Source organism: Segatella copri, assembly GCF_002224675.1.
Lineage (GTDB): Bacteria > Bacteroidota > Bacteroidia > Bacteroidales > Bacteroidaceae > Prevotella > Prevotella copri_U.
Genome location: NZ_NMPZ01000087.1, coordinates 1 through 511, shown reverse-complemented (window position 1 = coordinate 511; position 511 = coordinate 1). Strand labels below are relative to the sequence as shown.

Annotated in this window: 1 protein-coding gene and 1 pseudogene; both read left to right on the top strand. The window is 46.3% G+C overall.

Going from position 1 to position 511, the window contains the following annotated elements:
• Positions 1-256, top strand: a pseudogene (locus CFT61_RS16455) (lipocalin family protein); the annotation flags it as partial.
• A gap of 26 nt (positions 257-282) precedes the next feature.
• Positions 283-511 (top strand): MBL fold metallo-hydrolase (locus tag CFT61_RS16450; protein ID WP_142990673.1); only part of this gene is annotated, 229 nt, incomplete at its 3' end.

Sequence of the window (511 nt, the reverse complement as noted above, 5' to 3'; positions counted from 1 at the left end):
GATGATGGCACAGAAAATCATCAATCTTACTTCACTCCTGGGCAAGTGGACTTCACTCGACAAGAACTTCGACTTGCTGGAAGGTGGAGNGGTAAAAAACAATGTGAAGGCTGAGACCAATCCTTGGACTTCATGGAAAATCCTGAACGGAAAGCTCCTGCTCAACAAGGATACCTTTGCCATCGATAAACTGGGCTCTGACAGCTTGATGCTGGAGAATACCCAGGGCATCTATGTCTTCAAGCGCCAGGAGTAAATTGTCATTCTAAATTTTAGATTAAGTTGGAACCATTTAAGATACATATACTGGGGTGTGGCAGTGCGCTGCCAACCCTGAAACACAATGCTTCCTCGCAGCTCATAGAGATGCGGGGAAAGTGCTATATGATAGATTGTGGCGAGGGTGCACAGATGCAGTTCCGTCGTTCCCATATCCATTTCTCCAAGCTCAATGCCATCTTCATCACCCACATGCATGGCGATCATTGTTTCGGATTGATGGGCTTGCTTT